Annotated in this window: 18 protein-coding genes, 1 pseudogene and 2 riboswitches; of the genes and pseudogenes, 15 read left to right on the top strand and 4 right to left on the bottom strand. The window is 47.6% G+C overall.

Features of this window, described 5'->3' with window-relative positions; translation table 11 throughout:
* Window positions 1-50 precede the first annotated feature (50 nt).
* Complete coding sequence (locus tag OXB_RS16950; RefSeq protein ID WP_041075771.1) at window positions 51-1,466, bottom strand: sensor histidine kinase; 1,416 nt, start codon at window positions 1,464-1,466, stop codon at window positions 51-53.
* A 2-nt stretch (window positions 1,467-1,468) separates the two neighbouring features.
* Window positions 1,469-2,143, bottom strand: coding sequence for a response regulator transcription factor (locus tag OXB_RS16945; protein WP_041075769.1), 675 nt, complete (start codon window positions 2,141-2,143; stop codon window positions 1,469-1,471).
* Between the two features lie 163 nt (window positions 2,144-2,306).
* On the opposite strand from OXB_RS16945, the gene OXB_RS16940 reads away from it, so the two are divergent.
* Together OXB_RS16940 and OXB_RS16935 are read left to right on the top strand one after the other, a co-directional pair.
* Complete coding sequence (locus OXB_RS16940; protein WP_041075767.1) at window positions 2,307-3,062, top strand: FixH family protein; 756 nt, start codon at window positions 2,307-2,309, stop codon at window positions 3,060-3,062.
* A gap of 162 nt (window positions 3,063-3,224) precedes the next feature.
* The gene (locus OXB_RS16935) at window positions 3,225-5,021 is read left to right on the top strand and encodes a methyl-accepting chemotaxis protein (RefSeq protein WP_144399734.1); all 1,797 of its coding nucleotides are present in this window, start codon (window positions 3,225-3,227) and stop codon (window positions 5,019-5,021) included.
* A 48-nt stretch (window positions 5,022-5,069) separates the two neighbouring features.
* On the opposite strand, the gene OXB_RS16930 is transcribed toward OXB_RS16935, so the two are convergent.
* Complete coding sequence (locus OXB_RS16930) at window positions 5,070-5,615, bottom strand: GbsR/MarR family transcriptional regulator (RefSeq protein WP_041075763.1); 546 nt, start codon at window positions 5,613-5,615, stop codon at window positions 5,070-5,072.
* Window positions 5,616-5,808: 193 nt separating this feature from the next.
* On the opposite strand from OXB_RS16930, the gene OXB_RS16925 reads away from it, so the two are divergent.
* The 9 genes and pseudogenes from OXB_RS16925 (at window position 5,809) to OXB_RS16880 (ending at window position 13,188) form a co-directional block, all read left to right on the top strand.
* The gene (locus OXB_RS16925) at window positions 5,809-7,071 is read left to right on the top strand and encodes a quaternary amine ABC transporter ATP-binding protein (RefSeq protein WP_041075761.1); all 1,263 of its coding nucleotides are present in this window, start codon (window positions 5,809-5,811) and stop codon (window positions 7,069-7,071) included.
* A complete protein-coding gene (locus tag OXB_RS16920; protein WP_041075759.1) occupies window positions 7,064-7,915 on the top strand; it encodes an ABC transporter permease in 852 nt (283 codons plus the stop codon). The genes OXB_RS16925 and OXB_RS16920 overlap by 8 nt, the downstream gene beginning before the upstream one ends.
* Window positions 7,912-8,835, top strand: coding sequence for a glycine betaine ABC transporter substrate-binding protein (locus OXB_RS16915; protein WP_041075757.1), 924 nt, complete (start codon window positions 7,912-7,914; stop codon window positions 8,833-8,835). The genes OXB_RS16920 and OXB_RS16915 overlap by 4 nt, the downstream gene beginning before the upstream one ends.
* Before the next feature lie 770 nt (window positions 8,836-9,605).
* Window positions 9,606-9,753, top strand: a riboswitch (FMN riboswitch).
* Window positions 9,752-10,588 carry a dihydrofolate reductase family protein gene (locus OXB_RS16905; protein ID WP_144399733.1) on the top strand — a complete coding sequence of 279 codons (837 nt, stop codon included), beginning with the start codon at window positions 9,752-9,754 and terminating at the stop codon, window positions 10,586-10,588. Its footprint overlaps the riboswitch before it by 2 nt.
* On the top strand, window positions 10,570-11,220 hold the full coding sequence (gene ribE / locus OXB_RS16900) for a riboflavin synthase (protein WP_041075754.1): 651 nt from the start codon (window positions 10,570-10,572) through the stop codon (window positions 11,218-11,220). The genes OXB_RS16905 and ribE overlap by 19 nt, the downstream gene beginning before the upstream one ends.
* A 15-nt stretch (window positions 11,221-11,235) precedes the next feature.
* Window positions 11,236-11,847: pseudogene (ribB, locus tag OXB_RS16895) on the top strand (3,4-dihydroxy-2-butanone-4-phosphate synthase); the annotation flags it as partial.
* Window positions 11,848-11,869: 22 nt separating this feature from the next.
* Complete coding sequence (gene ribH / locus OXB_RS16890; protein ID WP_041075752.1) at window positions 11,870-12,334, top strand: 6,7-dimethyl-8-ribityllumazine synthase; 465 nt, start codon at window positions 11,870-11,872, stop codon at window positions 12,332-12,334.
* Between the two features lie 68 nt (window positions 12,335-12,402).
* Window positions 12,403-12,738 carry an ASCH domain-containing protein gene (locus tag OXB_RS16885; RefSeq protein ID WP_041075750.1) on the top strand — a complete coding sequence of 112 codons (336 nt, stop codon included), beginning with the start codon at window positions 12,403-12,405 and terminating at the stop codon, window positions 12,736-12,738.
* Between the two features lie 9 nt (window positions 12,739-12,747).
* Window positions 12,748-13,188, top strand: coding sequence for a DUF2269 family protein (locus tag OXB_RS16880; RefSeq protein ID WP_041075748.1), 441 nt, complete (start codon window positions 12,748-12,750; stop codon window positions 13,186-13,188).
* Between the two features lie 69 nt (window positions 13,189-13,257).
* On the opposite strand, the gene OXB_RS16875 is transcribed toward OXB_RS16880, so the two are convergent.
* A complete protein-coding gene (locus tag OXB_RS16875) occupies window positions 13,258-14,427 on the bottom strand; it encodes a pyridoxal phosphate-dependent aminotransferase (protein WP_041075746.1) in 1,170 nt (389 codons plus the stop codon).
* A 148-nt stretch (window positions 14,428-14,575) separates the two neighbouring features.
* Window positions 14,576-14,684: riboswitch (SAM riboswitch) on the top strand.
* Between the two features lie 171 nt (window positions 14,685-14,855).
* Between OXB_RS16875 and OXB_RS16870 the strand changes: the two genes are divergently transcribed.
* The 4 genes from OXB_RS16870 to OXB_RS16855 all read left to right on the top strand — a co-directional run bounded on the left by OXB_RS16870 (window position 14,856) and on the right by OXB_RS16855 (window position 18,406).
* On the top strand, window positions 14,856-15,863 hold the full coding sequence (locus tag OXB_RS16870) for a methionine ABC transporter ATP-binding protein (RefSeq protein ID WP_041075744.1): 1,008 nt from the start codon (window positions 14,856-14,858) through the stop codon (window positions 15,861-15,863).
* A 26-nt stretch (window positions 15,864-15,889) separates the two neighbouring features.
* Window positions 15,890-16,528, top strand: a complete 639-nt coding sequence (locus OXB_RS16865) for a methionine ABC transporter permease (protein WP_084212575.1) — start codon at window positions 15,890-15,892, stop codon at window positions 16,526-16,528.
* 16 nt (window positions 16,529-16,544) lie between these two features.
* Complete coding sequence (locus OXB_RS16860) at window positions 16,545-17,387, top strand: MetQ/NlpA family ABC transporter substrate-binding protein (RefSeq protein ID WP_041075741.1); 843 nt, start codon at window positions 16,545-16,547, stop codon at window positions 17,385-17,387.
* Between the two features lie 206 nt (window positions 17,388-17,593).
* Window positions 17,594-18,406 carry a MetQ/NlpA family ABC transporter substrate-binding protein gene (locus tag OXB_RS16855; protein WP_084212521.1) on the top strand — a complete coding sequence of 271 codons (813 nt, stop codon included), beginning with the start codon at window positions 17,594-17,596 and terminating at the stop codon, window positions 18,404-18,406.

Below are 18,406 nucleotides of genomic sequence, written 5' to 3'. Positions count from 1 at the left end.
GTAGAAGAGTGGACAGCAATAATAAACGATGCAATAGCCGCTGACTCACCTTATTTCACTCCTTCCTCATCCCCGTTCATGCCAGGCAAATGAATTGTGATTGTCGTCCCACTGTCGGGGCTGCTCGCAATCTGAAACGAGCCTCCGTGTAAACGGACGATTTCCTTGACGATGGAAAGGCCTAGACCGGTTCCGCCGGTTGTCCGATTCCGCGCTTTATCCGTCCGAAAGAAACGTTCCCCGATCCTTCCGATATCTTCTTCATCGATGACGGTTCCGCCGTTTGTCACTTGGAACACGATAGAATCGGCCTCTTCCTTCAAAGTGACCGAAATCCTGCCGCCATGAAGCGAATATTTGATGGCATTGTCCAACGTATTGTAAAATACTTGTTGAAGCCGTTTCGGATCGCCTGACAAGATCGTATCCTCTTCCAGATACAAATCGAGAAGAAGCTTTTTTTCCTTGAGATGGATGCTGAATAAATCCAACGTATCATACAATAACTGGGCGACGGCAATCGGTTGCCAATCGATCGTATAGAGATCCTGCTGCAAATGATTGAGGTCGGCCAAATCATAGATCAATTTGTTCAGTCTCTCCGTTTCTTTCTCCATCGTCTGCAAATAACTTTCGGCTTCCTCTGGGGAGGAATAGATTTTCTCTTTCAACGCATGCGTATAGCCGGAAATGTAAGTCAAAGGAGTCCGCAGTTCATGCACGATATTCGAAGTGAACTCCTTTTTCCGTTCTTCCTGCTCTTCTAAAGACAGACTCATCGTATTGAATGCTTTCGTCAGTTGGCCGATTTCATCTTCCCGCTCCGTCTCAATCCGGTTGGAGTAGTTCCCTTGGGACACCTCGTAGGAAAGTTGTTGTAAGTCCTTCAAAGGCTTGAAAAGGGAGTGCCACGCCCGATTGACGACAAGGAACAGGACGAAAAAGAATAAGGAACCGACAATGATAAGTAAGGGGATGCTCTCCCGGAAAACATCCTGGATTGCGGCAAGCGGTACATAAATGTAAATGAAACCGATGAGGCCGTCTTCTCCCTTAATCGGAAAAATGGCACCCAAAATGTCCCGGTTCAGCTCCTCCACATACCCTTTCTTCTCGACATAGGCCCCTCTTTCCAATTGGGCATGGTCCTTCTCATCCACCAACGTCTCATAGTTGATCTTGTAGGGGAAGTAGGAGGAGAGCTCCTCTAAATTATCCACTACGATAATTTCATATTCCGAGACGATGTTATACCATCGAATCTTGTCAATGATCTCGTCACTTAATTCCCCGTAGTGATAATGGGATGCTGTCCGTTTCCCTTGGTAGATGATCGATTCTTCAATACTGTCCAAATAGAGCTCCGAGTAAAGATAATGGATGAAAAAGAAAGAGAATAAGATAGTGAATCCGATGCTCGTCAGAAGGACGATCAGTATTTTCTTGCTCAATGTCGGGCTTTTCATCATTACACCTCAAACTTGTAGCCGACTCCCCAAACCGTTTCGATCATTTGTCCGTCATCGCCCATCTTCAGGCGCAATGTCTTAATATGGGTATCCACGGTCCGTTCGCTGCTTTGATGTTCATCACCCCAGACAAGATGGAGCAATTGTTCCCGCGAATAGACGCGGCCTTTGTTGCTTGCTAGAAGATGCAGTACCCCAAATTCTTTCAGAGTCAACGAGAGTGGTTTGCCGTTCAAGGTGACTGTATGGGATGTCTGATTGATGACAAGTGGTCCAGCCCGTAAAACATCTTCGGATTGACGCTGCTGATATGTCCGGCGCAGGACGGATTCCACGCGTGCCAACAGTTCGCCAGGGAGGAAAGGTTTCACGATGTAATCATCGCCACCCAATTTCAATCCTTGGATTTTATCCCATTCTTCGCCTTTCGCGGATAGGAAGATGAGGGGGACAGTGGAAATCCGTTTCACCTCCCTGGCAAAGGTGAAACCATCCATATAGGGCATCATGACATCCACAATGCATAAATGGGGCTCTTCCTTTTCGACGAGAGATAATGCCTGGATCCCGTCCGACGCTTCAAGGACCGCGTAGCCTTCTTTTTCGAGGAAGGTCCGGATCAGTTTTCTCATCTGCTCTTCATCGTCTATGATTAAGATTGTCGTTTGCTTCATCTGCCATACCTCATTTCCATCGCAGTTCTTTTACCTTTAGTGTCTAATACATTTGTGAAAACTATATGAAATACAATTCTTCACCAATAGTTCGCAACTATCTTTTATAATCATACTGAAGTTACAGATTTACGGGAAGAAAAATGGTATAGGAGGAAGACGGATGAAACGGATTTTAGGGTGGTTATTGATCGGAATGACCCTTGCAGTACTGGCCGCTTGCGGGAAAAATGAAGAGCCGGAAGTGAGCACCGAACCGGAAGAGATCTTACCGATAGCAGTCGAGCTAACAGTGACGGAGCAAGTGGAGATCGGAGAAACAGTGAAGATGGAAGCGCTTGTGACGCAAGGAGACGAAAAAGTCGAAGATGCGGACAAAGTCGTTTTTGAAGTTTGGGAAGAGGGCAAGAAAGATGACAGTGTCATGATCGATTCAACGAATGCGAAAGAGGGGCTGTACACTGCCGACACGACATTCGACCATGACGGCCTATTCCACATCCAAGTCCACGTGGATGCAAGGGGCATGCACACGATGCCGAAAAAAGAAGTGACAGTCGGTGGCGGTGGCAACTATGAGGCGGTTCAGGAAGAGGAAGCTGGACATGAGCACGGTCATGCGGATGGGTTCTCCATGCATTTCGAGAAACCGGAAGCTGTCGCGGCGGAGGAAGAGCAAGAATTGATAGTCCACCTCCAAATGGACGGTCATCCATTGGAGCGAGCAAACGTCCGTTATGAAATTTGGAACGAAGGGAACGAAAATGCAAAAGATTGGGTGGATGCAAAAGAGATCCAAGCCGGCGAATACGCAGCGACCCATACTTTCCAAGAACCGGGCACGTTCCATATCCAAATCCATGTAGAAAATGAAGACGGGCTGCATGAACACGAAGAACATACTGTTGAAGTGAAATGAAAGGAGAGCCTTCTGACCGGAAATGTCAGAGGGTTTTTTAGATTCACCAGTCCATCCTGCCTAGCATTTCCAAAATCATATCAATTCTTTACAACCTCTTTACAAAGACTCAATAATCCTGATTTAAAATTGAGTACATATTCCTGGAGGGTGGTTATTGGATTGAGGAAATGGATACAGAAAGTTAAGGGGATGCGGGTCGTTCGATTGAAAAGGCAGTCAGCCGTCACAAGGGTGGAATGGTCTTTCAAATACCGTCTCATGACGGCCATCTCCTCCATTTTACTTGTGTCGACGACATGTATCGGCTTCGTTACATATGAGAAATCAAAAGAAAATACGATCGACCTTGTTTCCTCCCGACTGGAAAGGGAAGTCCATATTATCAATGATTTGGCCAAAACATTGATGCTTGCCCATGTCAGAGACCGTGGTCGATTCATGAGTGAGCTGGAAGCGGTCGTCAAGCGCCAGCATGTTTCGTTGGTTCAATCCGGCTATCGTGCGGATATGTTTTATTTGGAAGGGGAAAAGTTGATCCCTTTTTCAATAAGTAAAAATCGGGATTTGCCCATTTCTCCCTCCGTTTTGAGTAAAATCCGGGAAGATCGCAAAGGGGTACTTCATGAAACAATTGGCGGCGAGCCTTATACGCTGAGCTTTTTTGAAATTCAGGAATTAGGTGGGGAGTACATCATTGCCATCCCGGATCACGATTACTTGGCAGCTACGCAGCAAATGGCGGTTTTCGTCTTTGTGACCATTATCATATCTCTCCTGCTAGGAATCTTATTGATCTCATGGATTATCCGGAACATGACGAATCCGATGATTCAGCTGCAGCAGAAGATGCGGGTTGTAAGGGAAGGGGATTTGCGGGTGGATTTGACTGCGAAATCCAACATCCCCGAAATCCGTTCGTTGAATAAAAGTTTTCAAATGATGATTGCGAGCATGTCGCAAATGTTGGTGGGAGTTCAACAAACGAGCACCCGGCTTTTGAATACGGGACAACAATTACAACAGAATTCAACTGTTCTGTTGGCTAAAAATGAACTCGTAAAAGATATCGTCTCTGAATTGGGGACGGTGGCGAATGAGACGGTGTCGGTGTCTGCTCAGCAGCAGCAGGCGTTTCACCATATGAAGGAATCATTGCATGGCCTTTTTGGGGAGATGGAAGACGTTTCCCGCTTGTCGGCCAGGACGGAGCAGGTTGCGAATACCGGAGAAATGTCGGTTGCGGCGGCTGCCGATTCCATGCAGCTCTTTTTTGACAGCATGCGTCAAGTCGTGCAAACGATCGGAGAGCTTCAAGGGAAATGCGAATCATTGGACCAAATCGTCAACTTGATTGCGCATGTGACAGAGCAGACACGGATGCTCGCGCTGAACGCAAAAATCGAAGCAACGCGTGCAGGAAGTGCGGGGGCTGGATTTTTAGTCGTGGCAAATGAGGTGCAGCGACTGGCGGAACAATCAAATGACGCCACCGAGAAAATAAAGGACATGTTGATCGGCATGGAACAGAGTGTCCATGACTCGGCTTCGAACGTGGAAACGATGAAAGAAAAAGGGGCGGTCTTCCAAATCGTCACGACGGAGAACGGGCAACATTTCCAAGAAGCTGCCGTCCAAATTAGAGCTTTGAATGAAAAGCTGTTGATCATGTCCGATCATCTGCATACATTGGAGACGGCTGTCCCATTACTCGAAAATGTGACCGTTCAAGTGGAACAAGTTTCCCTGAAAAATAAAGAGAATGCCGTCCGAATGCTCCATTCCTTCCAAGAACAGCATGAGGCGATGGTGCAAGTGGAAAAGGCGGGGCTGGATCTGGCCGCATTATCCGACACGCTCCGTTCCAACGCAGAATTCTTCCAAGTACCCGAACCACAGCCGGAGCACGAGGATGTTGAAATGGCAGGTTCAATACCGGTGCCTGCCGAGGTAGTATGAACCAATAGAAAAACGGCGGACAAGCTTTGGCTCGTCTGCCGTTTTTTATCATTTATCTTGATTTTTATCAATTGGGACAAGGTCAAAGATTTCATGATCTTCGAACGCATCGACCAATCGATCGAGCCAATCATAATAGTCCCGCATGTATTCAAGCTTCGCTATATCCTTCTCCACGCTTTTCCGCAGATCGTCATCAATCGATTCATCCTGCAACAGTTCGCCCAATTCTTTCAATGATCGCCTGACTGCAACGGAATGGAGTGAAATGGCCCTCCTCCATTTTATCGAAAAAAGATCAATGAAACTTTGATACCAATCATCTTTCACTTGGTACAGGTCTTTTCGGACGCCCCGTTTCCAGGCGCGTTCCACCAATTTCAAATCGGAAAGAGCTCGTACGGATGTGCTCATGCTAGTTTTGCTCATGCCGAGCATTTCGGTCATTTCATCTAGAGTCAATGGTTCATCATGAAAATACATGGCACCGTATTGTCTACCGGATGAAGGTGTCAGACCGTAGAGATGAATATTTTCGGCAATGGTTTCAATGATCCGTTCCCGGGCTTTATCAAGTTTTTCCCTACCGTCCATAAAGCGTTACCTCCACTGTTATCGCTGCAATCTAGCGTATTATAGTTTCCCGAAAAAATCAATTTATATTTATTATGGTTAGTACAGTTTTTACCGTACAAACAATTCATTCGGAAATTACGGTTGTATTTCAATTTGATTACATCTATAATTGATTAGGTTCGCAGGTTTACAAAAGGTAAGGAGTGTACAAATGAGTGACCAGAGTCTTGTCAAGAAGATACAAGTGAAAAAGATAACGAAAATCTTCGGGAAAAACATGAAGCGTGCAGCCCGAATGCTGAATGAAAAAAAGAGCAAACGGGAGATCCTGCAAGCGACCGGAGCGACGGTCGGGGTCAATGATGCGTCCTTCGATATTTACGAAGGGGAAATCTTTGTCATCATGGGATTGTCCGGGAGCGGAAAATCGACATTGGTCCGGATGTTGAACCGGCTGATTGATCCGACAATGGGCGAAATTCTGCTGGATGGCGAAGACATCGTCAAGATGAACAAAGAACAACTCCGGGAAGTAAGACGGAATAAAATCGGCATGGTCTTTCAAAATTTTGCCCTCTTTCCGCATAAAACAATCCTGGAAAATACGGAATACGGTTTGGAGATCAAAGGAGTGTCCAAAGAGCAACGTCGGGAGAAGGCTTTGGAATCATTGAAACTGGTCGGCCTTGCAGGCTATGAGGATCAATATCCGAAACAATTGAGCGGCGGGATGCAGCAGCGTGTCGGTTTGGCGAGAGCCCTTGCCAACGGACCGGATATTTTATTGATGGATGAAGCGTTCAGTGCGCTCGATCCGTTGATTCGCAAAGATATGCAGGATGAATTGCTGCAGCTTCACCATGATATGGGGAAAACGATCATCTTCATCACCCATGACCTCGATGAGGCGCTTCGAATCGGAGACCGCATCGCCTTGATGAAAGATGGGGAAGTCGTTCAAGTCGGAACGCCGGAAGAGATTCTGATGAGCCCATCCAACGAGTATGTGGAACGTTTCGTCGAAGACGTCGACTTGTCCAAAGTGTTGACAGCGGGCCATATTATGAAAAAAGCGGACACGGTACAGATCGACCGCGGCCCACGGGTTGCATTGCGACTTATGAAGCGTCTCCGCATTTCATCCATATATGTCGTTGACTCCGGGAACCGCTTACTGGGTGCGGTTACTGCACAGGATGCGGTGCAAGCCGTGGAAACAGGGAAAACATTGGAAGAGGTTTTAATTACCGATTTTCCGATGATACCAGCCGATACGGTTTTGACAGATCTCTTCGATATCGTTTCGACAACTGCCATCCCGGTTGCAGTCATCGACGAGAGAAGGAAATTGGAAGGGATTATCATTCGTGGTGCACTGATTGGAGCGCTATCAGGCGACAATCAGTTTATCAATAATAACGGCACAATCGAGTCAGCTGAGCAAGTGAACGAGGAGGTGGATGGAAATGAATGAATTTTTACCTCGATTGCCATTTGCCGACTGGATCGATAATGGCATTGATTGGCTCGTCTCAACGTTCGGCTCTGTGTTTGATGGAGTCGCCGATTTTTTGGCGGGGATCGTGGAAGGGTCAGTAGAATGGCTGAACATGGTGCCATCGATTCTACTCGCTGTTCTATTCTCCTTGCTGGCGTGGTTTTTATCGACACGCCGCATTGCGATATTCACTTTGGTCGGCCTGTTGTTCATCGATTACTTAGGTTACTGGTATCCGATGTTACAAATGCTGGCGCTCGTATTGACATCCGTGTTCTTCGCACTCGTCATCGGGGTTCCGATCGGTATTTGGGGTTCACAAAAGAGGACGGTCCGAAATGTGGTCAATCCGGTCTTGGATCTCATGCAAACGATGCCGGCATTCGTTTATTTATTGCCAGCGATTTTCTTTTTCAATATCGGCGTCGTACCAGGCGTCGTGGCATCGGTCATTTTCTCGATGCCGCCCACGATCCGCTTGACCATGCTTGGTATCCAGCAAGTGCCGAAAGACTTGATTGAAGCGACAGAAGCGTATGGATCGACAACATGGCAACGGTTGAGCAAAGTGCAAATCCCGCTCGCCAAACCGACAATCATGGCAGGGGTCAATCAAAGCATCATGCTATCACTATCCATGGTCGTCATTGCCTCCATGGTCGGTGCACCAGGGCTTGGTGAGGAAGTCTACCGGGCCGTGACACAATTGAAAACAGGTGTTGGGTTTGAAACCGGGTTATCCATTGTCATCGTGGCGATTATTTTGGATCGGATCACCCAACATGCAGGTAAGAAGAAAAAGGGAGGACTTACAGAATGACTTTAACAAAAAAGGTACTTGGATTAGGAACGGCTGCGCTGCTGGCACTAGGCTTGGCAGCTTGCGGCAGTGATGACAAGGGAAGTAATGAATCGAGCAGCGATCCGGAAAATACTTCGGGCAGCAGTTCGGTCGGTGAATCCGTAAAGTACAAAATTACCGGCATTGACCCAGGAGCAGGTATCATGCAGGCAACGGAACAAGCAATCGAGGAATACGAACTCAAAGATTGGGATGTCACATCCGGGTCCAGTGCGGCTATGACAGCTGCCTTGAAAAAAGCGTATGACAAAGAAGAGCCGATCATCGTGACAGGTTGGACCCCACACTGGAAATTCGCGAAATTCGATTTGAAATATTTAGAGGATCCGAAAGGCGTATACGGCGGGGAAGAACAAATTAGGACCATTGGCCGTGCCGGTTTGAAGGAAGATCTCCCGGAAGCACATCAAATTCTCTCCAATTTTAATTGGACAGAGGAAGACATGGGAGCTGTCATGGTAGCGATCCAGGAAGGTGAAAAAGAAGAACAAGCGGCGCAAAACTGGATTGATGAAAATGCGGACAAAGTGGCGGAATGGACAGAAGGCGTCGAAAAAGTGGACGGCGATAAGATCAATCTTGCCTACGTTGCATGGGATAGTGAAATTGCGAGCCATAACGTCATGAAATTGGTTCTCGAAGATATGGGCTATAACGTAACATTGACGCAAGTTGAAGCAGGTCCACTCTGGACAGCAGTTGCCGATGGCAGTGCGGATGCTTCTCTAGCTGCATGGTTGCCGATCACGCATAAAAACTATGCGGATAAATTCGAAGGCCAATTCGAAGAACTCGGCGTTAACATGGAAGGTGTTAAAATCGGTTTGGTCGTACCGACATACATGGACATCGACTCCATTGAAGACCTGAAAGAATAAATTTCAAACGGGCCCGGACTGCGGAAAGAGCAGTCCGGGTTGTTATTGTGGGAAGAAAAAGGGTGGGGCAAGCAAGTGTGGGTGGGTGCAAGGACAAGGTAGAGTGCAAGCAAGGCGAGGCCTGGTAGCTATAATAAGGCCTGTGCAAGCAAATAGTGTGGAAGTGCAAGGAATCCGGTGCTGGGTGCAAGCAACTAAGTGACGAGTGCAAGAAAGATAAGATCTGGCAGCGATTGAAGGGCCTATGCAAGAAATCGGTAGTTGAATGCAATCAATTATGGTTGGAGTGCAAGAAACCTGGTGTTTAGTGCAAAAGAATTGGCAATGGGTGCAAGCAACCGGAATTAAACCATTTTTTCTTAAAGGATGCTATAGCTCCTTTCATACGTTTAAGGGTCAAAAGTCCTGGTACGGGAATAAGGTATTGAAAGTGACGATTAAAATTGAGATTGTGACGGATAAATCGATAATCGTGACGAATAAGTGAGCAAAAGTGACGAATACAATTATGAACTTGAAGGTAAGATTTCGAATCGGCAGAGGGAATTAGAGTTTTCTCGGCAGGTGTGCCAGTTCCCGCCCAAAGTATAGGAGATCGCCATGATGGTGTACCAGTTCATCTTACGGATATGCTATTTCCACACATGCTTTCCACCCATTACCAGAAACCCACCCCAACCCACCCGGAACTAGCACTTTTTCACTATTTCCTCCTTTGCATTTTGATTAACAGAAACGGTTATGGTACCGTTAGTAATGTACATACAATTCAAACGCTTCGGGGCAAGGTGAAATTCCTTACCGGCGGTGATCGAGCAATGGCTCGTCAGTCCGTGACCCGTCCTTCCTCCTTGGAAGGCGGTGGAGCTGGTGAAACTCCGGCACCGACAGTTACAGTCTGGATGGGAGAAGCGATTTGGGTTGGCGTACATTGCCCGATCCGTTCTGCCCTTTTCAATCATTGAAAGGGGGAATGTATTTGGATCCGGAATGTAGAATGAACACTGCTCTTGCCTTAGTGCGGACCGCGGAAGGTCAACTCTTGCCGAATCTATTCGTCGATGCCGTCTCTGTGCAAAATGGACAAAACTTCAAGGCGGGTACCGATTCGCTGCGAGTGAAAGTGTCTGCTTCCGCGATAATCGACGCAGATTCCATTCGTGACGGTTCGAATGATACGCCGCAACACGGTGTCTATCCAGGCAAAACGCCGCTATATAAGGATCTGCTTATTCAACACGGGATCCGTCGCGTCTTTATGGCATCCGTCAAACCGAGTCCTTCCGTTAACGGGAAGGGAATCGGGCTTTTTCAGGATGCCGGAATGGAAGTCGTCACCGGTATAGTAAAAGAAGAGGCAGAGCAGTTGAACCGGGCATTTATTCACTACAACATATACGGTAAACCGACCGTCACCATGAAAGCCGCCGTCATCCTCGATGGCCGCCTTTCCACGCGTACTGGGGACAGCAAATGGACCACATTGGAAGCTTCACGGACCGATGTCCATTACCTCCGCCCTACCCATAATGCGATTTTGGTTGACGTGGAAACCGTACTTCATGAAAATCCTTTCCTCACCACCCGTTTGCCCCATGGTGGAAAGTATCCTATCTGTATTTTGTTCGTTCGGCATCTAAGGACGCCGGAGACAGCCTATGACGGAAGCGGCAGTGCTGTCAAAATCATTAAATTCACACTGGACCCCCAGTTTCGAAAGGAGGGGACTGTTCCGTGTTCACTGGTATCGTAGAAGAAATCGGCACCGTATCATCCGTTCAACAAGGGCCGCATTCATTGAAACTAGCTATCCGTTGCCGCAAAGTGCTGGAAGACGTCAAGAAAGGCGACAGTATTGCGGTGAATGGAGTCTGTCTGACCGTTTCGGATTTTTCGGCCGATCAGTTTACGGCGGATGTCATGCCTGAAACTGTGAAATCGACAACTCTTTATAAGCTTCGTACAGGCAGCCGGTTGAACTTGGAGCGCGCCATGGCTGCCAATGGGCGGTTCGGCGGCCATTTTGTCAGTGGCCATGTGGATGGCACCGGTGACATCATCCAAATCCGAAGACATGATAATGCCGTCTATATGGAAGTCGCGATTGCTCCCGAGTTGTCGGATTATTTGATTCCGAAAGGCTCGGTGACGGTGGATGGCACATCATTGACCATCTTCGAAGTGACGGAAAATGGGTTTGTCATTTCCCTCATTCCAGTTACTCAAGAAGACTCTATCATTGGCGCGAAAAAAGTAGGAGAACAAGTGAATGTCGAGTGTGACATGCTCGCAAAATATATGGAAAAGCTTTTGGCAAAAAAAGAGGAGAAAGCTGTCGGTGGCGTAACAATGGAGACATTGGCCGCAAACGGTTTTCTCAGTTAAAGGAGGTCTTTTACATTGTTCGCAACAATTGAAAAGGCGATTGACGAGCTCAAAAAAGGAAAACCGATCATCGTAGTGGATGACGAGGACCGTGAAAATGAAGGAGATTTCTTAGCGCTTGGCCGGTTTGCTACACCGGAGATGATCAATTTCATGGCGACGGAAGGAAGAGGTTTGATTTGTGTCCCGATTGAAGAGGAGAAAGCCGATCAGCTTGACCTTCCGCTCATGACGGACCGGAACAGCGATGCGCATGGTACGGCATTCACCGTCAGCATTGATCATGCGAATTGCCATACCGGCATCTCGGCATTTGAACGATCGGAAACCATTTTTGCGATGCTCGATGCACAGGCGGTCCCTTCTGATTTCAGAAGACCGGGTCATATTTTTCCACTGATTGCCAAGCCGGGCGGCGTGTTGAAACGGGCGGGACATACTGAGGCCGCGGTGGATTTGGCGAAACTCGCAGGTGCGGAACCTGTCGGCGTCATTTGTGAAATTATGAATGAAGACGGAACGATGGCGAGACGTCCCGATTTGAATGTCATAGCAGAACGGTTAGATCTTGTCATCCTGACAATCCAGGACTTGATCGCTTATCGAAGAACAACTGGAGCAGTTATTGCATAACTAAGGGGGAAGTGAAATGGCAGTTACATTTGAAGGACATTTAGTCGGAACCGGATTGAAGATCGGAATCGTTGTCGCCCGGTTCAACGAATTCATCACAGGGAAATTATTGAGCGGGGCAGAAGATGCGCTGCGTCGGCATGGTGTGAGCGAGGAGGATGTAGCAATCGCTTGGGTGCCGGGTGCTTATGAAATTCCACTTGCGGCAAAGAGAATGGCGACCTCTGGAAAGTATGATGCGGTCATCACGCTAGGCACTGTCATCCGCGGGTCGACACCGCATTTCGATTATGTTTGCAATGAAGTTGCGAAAGGGGTGGCGGCCATTTCCTTGCAGGAAGGGATACCGGTAATTTTCGGCGTACTGACAACCGACTCGATTGAACAGGCGATTGAACGGGCAGGGACGAAGGCAGGAAATAAAGGATGGGATGCCGCGGCTTCCGCGATTGAAATGGCAAATCTGTTACAAGAGATGTAAGCCCTCGATTAATAGTCCGAATACGGATATAATGAGATGGGAAATCAATTGAAAGTGGGGAAACAAAGATGACTAATAATTATCCTGAGAAAACTTGCTCAATTGAAAGGCTTGTCACCATTCCTGAAGATGTTGAAAAAGTGATCAATGGGGAGAAGACGGCGACCCGGCGGAACGGGGTCTATGCCTATCCGGGAGAAATCATGGTGTTGAATGGAAAAGAATTCAAGATCGACAAGCTTTATTCCCAGACGTTGGGTGAATTGACAGATGAAGATGCAAAGACGGAAGGGTATTCGACAGTGGAAGAGTACAAGCAGGCGATGTTGGCGATTCATGAAAAAATGCCTTGGTTTCCGACAATGTCTGTGTGGGTACATGAGTATAGCCCAGTGCAGAAATGACGCTAGGTCATGAAGTTCGGCATCTATAATCTCTTTGTTTACTTACATGTGTTCAGTGCCGTCTTGTCCATCGGCCCATTATTCGTCCTGCTGCCGATCATCCGGCGATTGCGCTGCGCCGAGCTGGAGGTGGAATCCGCCTATCTCTCGGTAATTCAAGCGACCATCCGGATGGTCATGCATGCAGGCCATGTTTTGGTATTCACTGGTGTTGTTTTACTGATCATCGGTCCATGGCCTTGGTATTCATCCTGGATTCTGCTGACGTGGGCGATCATGTTGGTATCCGTCGTGTTTTTGGCGAAAGGGTTTACAAGTGTTCTGAAAAACTTCCAACAAGCGGCTGATAAGAAACAGGTCCTGGATCGGCTGCGATCCACTTCCTGGATGTACATTGGCCTGTTGCTCCTGATGCTCTGGCTGATGGTGCAAAAGCCGATGCTTTGGTGAAATACATATGTGAGAAGAGGCTGTCCGAAGATGGGCAGCCTCTTTCGCTTGTTTATGGATATTCTTTACTCACTTCGAAAACAAACCGAGCTTCTCAATCCGGGAAACGGCTTCCCTGATCCGCTCTTCACTTTCCAATAAACCGATACGGACATAGCCTTCGCCGTACTCCCCGAAACCGTTTCCGGGCGAGACGGCAACGTTCGCCTCGGCAAGAAGAAGATCCGCGAATTGCTCACTTGTGTAGCCTTCCGGGATCGGCAACCAGCCGAAGAATGAGCCTGTCGGCGGTGTGATGTCCCAGCCGATCCGGCGGCATTCTGCAACGAGGACATCCCGGCGGCTTTCATAGAGTGCCACCAGATCGTCCACGCATTGTTGACTGTCCGTCAGCGCCGTGATGGCTGCCCGTTGGACGGCAGGGAAGACACTTGTGAATAAATGATCTTGCAATAAGTTGATCGCTTCCACGATTTCTGCATTTCCGATCGCAAACCCGACTCTCCAGCCTGCCATATTGTACATTTTGGATAGCGAAAGCATTTCGATGCCGACGTCTTTCGCTCCTTCAGCCTGTAGGAAACTGGTCGGTTTCTTTCCATCAAACCCAATGGAGCCATAAGCGAAGTCGTTCAGCACATAGATGTTATGGTCCTTGGCAAATGCGACTGTTTCCTCGAAAAACGGGAGGGGGGCGGTCACGCCTGTCGGGTTGCTCGGGTAATTCAAATACATCAATTTCGCTTCTTGTTTTTGACGATCGGACAAGTTGCCGTAATCCGGGAAAAAGCCGTTTTCTTCGAGAAGCGGCATCGTTTCATAGCGGATGCTCGCCAAGCTTACACCCGACAAATAGTCCGGATAGCCCGGGTCAGGAAGGAGCAACAGTTCCCCTTCATTCATGATGGCGAGCGGCAATTCGACCACTCCGATTTTGGTTCCTCCGAGGACCGCCACTTCGGTTTCCGGGTCGACTGTCACACCGAACTCCCGCTTGTAAAAGTCCGCCGCTGCCTGACGGAGTTCCTTCGTTCCCCGGAATGGGGAATAGCCGTGAGTCGCCGGATCTTCCGCAGCTTCCTGCAACGCTTTGACAATATGGGGAGGGGTTGGCTGGTCGGGGTTGCCGCGGCCGAGATTGATGACGTCCCGGCCTTCCGCCTGTGCTGCCTCGACCTTTCCAATTAATTCTGTGAAAAAATGCGGGGGCAATGCTTTCAATCGATTTGAAGTCGCCATTCTTTTTCCTCTTTTCTCAAATTCATTCTATTGAATAGTATACATACATTACGAGACCGTCTGCAATTACATAGAATAATGTCAAAATAACTTGACTCTTTTTTAAAATGGGCTTATGATAAGCCTTGGGTTTCTAAATAAATAATAACTCTTATCCAGAGCGACCGAGGGAAAGGCCCGATGACGTCCAGCAACCCCTTGTAATCAAGGAAGGTGCCAAGTCCTACAGAGTGTAATTCCATTCTGAGAGATAAGCTGATATAGTTCAGTGCTTCTTTCGTTGAAAATGGAAGAAGTTTTTTATTTTTATTCAAAAAGTGTCGAATGAAAATAAAGCCTCCAGCGGATGTCACAGATTTTAGGCCTTGTTTCAAAATCTGGATGCAATTATGTCAAGGTGTAATTGATTTTCAGAAAGAGGAGATCGCATGATCCGCATCAAAAATCTGACAAAAGAATATAGGACGAAGGCTGGCATTGTAAAAGGCGTGGATGATGTCTCCCTTGATATCAATACAGGCGAGATATTCGGCATCGTCGGTTATTCAGGAGCGGGAAAGAGCTCCTTGCTCCGCTGTATGAATCTGTTGGAAAAACCGACTAAAGGGACCATTTTAGTGAATGATGTAAATTTGGTGAAGCTGAAAGGGAAGAAATTGCGGCAAGCCCGGTTGAAAATCGGGATGATCTTCCAGCATTTCTATCTCATCAGCCAAAAGACGGTCTATGAAAATATTGCCTTTGCACTGCAAGCGGCCAAAACTCCAGGAGATCTAGTGGAGGAACGGGTTGCCGAGTTGCTCGAGATGGTCGGGCTGGCCGATAAGAGGGATGTCTACCCCTCTCAGCTGAGCGGTGGACAGAAACAGCGGGTCGGCATTGCCCGAGCGCTTGCCAATAATCCTTCCGTGCTGCTATGCGACGAAGCGACATCCGCGTTGGACCCGAACACGACGACGTCGATTTTGCGATTGCTGAAAAAGATAAATCGGGAATTAGGCATCACGATTGTTTTGATCACTCATGAAATGAACGTCGTGAAGGAAATTTGCGATAGGATGGCGATCATGCAGGACGGGAAAGTGATCGAGGAAGGACAAGTGTATGACATTTTCTCCGATCCGAAACAGCCGTTGACGAAAGAGTTCATCAGCAGTGTTGTTTCATTCGACGTGCCGCAAGCGATTTTGGAGACATGTACCGGGACATTGGTCAAGGTGACATTCAAAGGGGACGTCGCCGTCAAGAGCATCATTTCTGATACGATGCAACATTTCAACGTCAAAGGGAATTTCTTGCACGGCTCCATCGAGTATATCCAGGAAATGCCGCTTGGTACCTTCCTGATGGAATTGCAGGGTGACCCGCAGGAAATCCAGAAAGCGATCGACTTTATGGTCGGTCAAAAGGCGAACGTGGAGGTGATGGAGAAGTGATTGACGTACCACATATCATCGAGCTGATGCCTGATATTACGAAGGCCTTCGGCGAAACTCTTTATATGATCGGCATTTCGCTGGCGGTTGCGGTCATCATCGGGCTTCCATTGGGCGTATTGCTGTTTATTACGGATAAGGGATTATTTCTCGAAAACAGACTGATCAATTCCTCTTTCGGCTTCGTTGTCAATATGGTGCGCTCCATTCCGTTCATCATTTTGCTCGTCGCCTTGATTCCGTTGACTCAATTGATTGTCGGCAGCATAATCGGTCCAGCCGCGGCCAGTGTTTCGCTTTCCGCAGCAGCCATACCGTTTTTTGCACGGATCGTTGAGACGTCCATGCGGGAAATCGACAAAGGGGTCATCGAGGCGGCCATCGCAATGGGGGCTTCCCCTTGGATGATCATCCGGAATGTCCTCTTGCCTGAAGCGAAGTCGAGCATTGTCCAAGGTATAACATTGACAGTCATCAGTCTTGTCGCCTATTCCGCCATGGCGGGATTTGTCGGCGGCGGAGGAATCGGGGACTTGGCGATCCGGTTCGGATATTACCGATACGACGATTCCATCATGATCGTCACAGTCGCGATACTCATCATTTTAGTGCAGTTGATTCAATTTACGGGAGATCGGGTTTCAAAAGCTATAGATAAACGATAATTAGGGAGAGAAGAAGATGAAAAAGGTATTATTGACTCTATTTGCCGTTGTGCTGGCAGCAGCTCTTGCTGCTTGTGGCGGGAAAGAGAAAGCGGAAAATGCAGATGATTCAGCAGCGACAGAAGAAAGCAAGACATTGAAATTCGGTGCTACGGCAGGTCCGTATAGTGATATGTTGAAAAAAGCGATCATTCCAGGGCTTGAAGAAAAAGGCTATAAAGTGGAAGTGACGGAATTCAGTGACTATATCCAACCGAACAATGCGTTGAACAGCGGCGATATCGATGCGAACTTATTCCAGCATATCGTCTACCTGGAAAACTTCGCTCAAGAAAACAATATGGATTTGACGGATTTGATTGTCGTCCCGACTGCTCCACTCGGCATTTACTCAAACAAATACAAATCTTTGGATGAAATCGAGGATGGGGCTTCCATTACGATTCCTAACGACCCTGTCAATGCGGCGAGAACATTAATCGTGCTCGAAGCGAATGGCCTTGTCAAAATGAACCCGGACGTCGAACCATTGAAAGCATCTGAAAAAGATGTCGTCGAAAACCCGAAAAACTTGGTCATCCAACCGCTCGAGGCAGGACAATTGCCACGTTCTGTAGATAGTGCCGATCTTGCAGCTGTTCCAGGAAACTTCGCGATAGCTGCTAACATGAACTTGTTAGATGCGCTTGCATTGGAAGAAATGCCAGACCAGTTCCGTAACGTGGTCGCGGTGAAAACAGAAAACCAAGATAAGCAATTTGCCAAAGACATCATCGAAGTGATCGAATCGGATAAATTCGAAGAAGTGATCGACTCCGATTTCCAAGGATTCGGGAAACCGGCTTGGATGCAGGAATAATTTGATCTAAAAGCCCGTATCTTGCATAACAACAAGTAAACCATCCCCTCTACGATCGAGGTGGATGGTTTTTGTTTGGCCAATCATATCGGAATTTGAGAAAATATAGTATACTGACTCATGGATGTTAGAGGACTGTGCATAACGTGCATCCATTGTTATTCATAGTTTCATGAAAGAGTGGAATAGAATGGGAGAGCGACTAGATGATGAAAAAAACCGTATTATCACTGATTACGATTATGCTAGTGGCGCTGTTGGGCGCATGCAGCGGTAAAAACGCAGCCGGAGATGATAAGACTTTGCTCATCGGCACGACTGGCGGGACGTTTAATTTCCTGTTGAAAAGGGCGGTTATTCCGGAACTCGAAAAAAAGGGCTATCAAGTCAGTTTTTTTGAATACCAAGATATCGATGAGTTGAATGTAGATTTGCTGGAAGGCGAAATCGACTTGAATCTGTTCCAACATCAAGCCTATCTGGAACAACTTAAGCAAGAACAGGACCTCCCGCTTTCAGAATTGATTGCGGTCCCAACCGAGCCGATCGGCCTGTTTTCCGAAGTGTACGATACATTGGAGGACATAGAAGAGGGGGCAATCCTTACAGTCCCGAACGATCCGGTGAATCTTCCGGTAGCTTTGAATATGCTCCAGGAGGCCGGTTTGATCACTTTGAATCCTGCAGTTGACGTAGCAGCGGCGACAGAGGCAGATATCGTGGAAAATCCGAAAAACCTACGGATCCAACCGATTTTGGAAAAACAATTGCCCGCTGCTCTGCAAAGTGCTGAACTATCGATTATCCCGATCGCCACTGCGTTGACAATCGACCTGGATCCGTCGGATGCGCTAGCGCTGGAAGAGGTTCCGGATTCATTTCAGACCATCTTTGTCGTCTCAACGGAAAATGAAGACAAGCCGTTCGCCAAAGATTTGGTTGAGGTTATCAATTCCAAGGAATTCGCTGATGTGATGAAACCGGAAGAAATTTACTATGTCGAGAAAAAGGAAGAGTGA

It is taken from the genome of Bacillus sp. OxB-1 (genome assembly GCF_000829195.1).
Lineage (GTDB): Bacteria > Bacillota > Bacilli > Bacillales_A > Planococcaceae > Sporosarcina.
Note: the sequence above shows the minus strand (reverse complement) of the source record. Positions and strands in the feature narration are given on the sequence as shown.